Below are 2,424 nucleotides of genomic sequence, written 5' to 3' on the forward strand. Positions count from 1 at the left end.
CCCCCGTCGTAATTGACCGACGCCGCCGGAGCCGGACGAGGCTGATCACACGGATACACCGTCAAAAAACCGGGCCCCGCAGGAGAAATCGCAACAACGTTCAACGACGCCGCCTCAGCACCCTCAGGGATCCCGCCGCGACCAGTGACCTTGAACTCAACGGTCCCACCATCGGCCACCCGTCCATCGCCCTCGAACCGCCCATCAGTGGTCGTCAAGCCCGGACCAGCGCGAGTTTCAAGCAACCGTGCCGGATTGACCGACGTGAAGCCAGCAGTCGGCGTCGTGCCATCGCCTGTCGTGGTGAAGTTGGAGTTGGAGATGTCGAAGAACCCAGCTCCGCTCGTGAAGTTGCCAGAATGCACCATCAGGCGCACCTTGCTGCTGTTCACGTTGGACAGTGTCACTGACTGCGACCCGTCATTCGGGGTATCGGCAAGGAGTTCGGTCGGGAAGCTCAAGCCCCCATCGGTCGACATCCGGATGCTGACGGTCGCCGCGCTGACAGGCGCTGCGGCAGTTCCGCCCACGGCCCATGTCACCGTGGTAGCTCCCGAAAGAGTCCCGCCACCGTTCGGGGCAGTCAGCGTGAAGGGTCCAGCTGCTCCGGCCACCTTGACAACCGTGTCATCAGAATTGACGCCACCACCAGCCGCTGAATTGTCGCGAACAGTTGCACGGAAGTTGAGTGCCCGCGACGTCCCAGCCGGTACCAAGAACTGCGACCAACACAACGCCTTCTCCCGCTTGCCGTCTGGCGCAGCACACTGCCCATTCTGGTTCGTGTTGCCTTTAGCAACCTCAGACAGACGCGGGAAAAACGACGTCCGCTCCGTCCTCGGCAGGAACGAACGGAACAGCGGCCCAGCCGAGATTTCTGGCTTGTCCAATGCCGACAGAGTGCCGCCGTCACGCTGATCGAAGTTGTACGTCAACGTGTCGCCGTCCGCATCGGAACCAGCAGCCGTCAAGAAGAACGGTGTCTTTGCCGGAATAGTGACATCCGAACCAGCATCGACCGTCGGCACGCTGTTACCCGTTGGCTTCATGCCAACAGTGACCGTGGCGAAGTGGTCCATGATCTGATCAAAACTGACCGAGTTGAAGTAAGGGTCTGATGCGTTCGTTTTGTCACCCAGCTGGCCTTCGTTCGCCTGCTGCAGGTCGTCGTCACCACAGATCCCTGCGTAGCCCTGAATCGTCGAACCACTCCCCGGCTCAACGCGTGCAGTGACGTCGTCCTCCGCATTGCCTTCACAGTTGCCGTTCGTGCCGTTAAACGTGTGGCTGGCAGCGAGCTGGTGGCCCATCTCGTGAGCGACAAAATCGACCCAGAATCCGTCGTTCGAGCTTTGGTTACCAGTCGTGCCCTTGGCTTTCTGTCCGGTGACCCCGACTCCGGCCGAGGCCAAACCGGAGTTTTCCGTGAACACATGACCAATGTCGTAGTTGGCATCTTTGATAAAACTGTCGACAACAACCTGATTTCTGTCGAGGAGGTCGTCGCTTTGCGAGTCGAAATTGGTGAACGGATCACAGTCTTGCTTCGAAGTCGGTGGTACCGGAAGGTCGGGGCAATTGGCCCCGTTACCGCTCACGTACACCAGGTTCTCGTTGCCAGCAACGAGCTGCAGCTGGGTAGAGATCTCGGTGACGTAGATCCCTGAAACCCGGCTCACCGCAGTGACGATCGACGCCTGCGCCTTGGCACGCGTTCCGCCGTTGAGCGCTGTGTATGCGCTCGTTGCCGTAACCACGGTACGCAGCGTGCGGAGTTGCGTCCCCGACCGCGCCGCCGACCGCGCCGCAGCGCTGAGCGGCTTGCGCGGCTCAAGCTGTTCGAGTTCCTCGAAATTGCCCTCAATGAACGGCTGCTCTGGGCTACCACGGTCCGAGCGGAAGAAGCTCTCGTGGATCACATCGTCACCCATCGCAGCCGGATCGATATACCACGCGCCGCTCGGCGACAACACCTGCGCATGGAAACCATGCGGAGTCACGTCGAACACGATCGTCGCTGCCGGGTCATCAATACCTTGACCGGCATACGCCCTGATCTCAGGGAACTCGGCAGCCAACTCGGGCGCCATGATCGCTGACTCCCACACATTGAACGACATCATCGTCCCATCGGGCGCCGGCAAATCAATCGTCAACGACCCGGCACCGCTCGAATCCGCCGGTGCATCAGCAAGCACAGAACGCATCGCGGCACGATTGAAAGTCAATCCACGAGAAATATCAGGGCCGCTCGCCGTTGCAGCACCCGCTTGGGCACGTGCGGAATTGACCGACCAAGCAGACACATCAACAAACGGTTCCGCACCTGGTTGCAGCGTGTCGGCAGCAACAGCATTGCCAGGCGCGACCCCAACAACAGACGCCAGCACCATTGCAGCTCCGATGAGTCCATTACGGACTCGA

At 60.4% G+C, this 2,424-nt stretch carries 1 protein-coding gene; it reads right to left on the reverse strand.

The features are described from left to right. Positions 1-2,207, reverse strand: a 2,207-nt coding sequence (locus tag ACH2EI_RS17970; RefSeq protein WP_395161036.1) for a M12 family metallo-peptidase, incomplete at its 3' end; no start/stop codon positions are given. Between the last annotated feature and the right edge of the window lie 217 nt (positions 2,208-2,424).

It is taken from the genome of Ilumatobacter sp. (genome assembly GCF_041688325.1).
Lineage (GTDB): Bacteria > Actinomycetota > Acidimicrobiia > Acidimicrobiales > Ilumatobacteraceae > Ilumatobacter_A.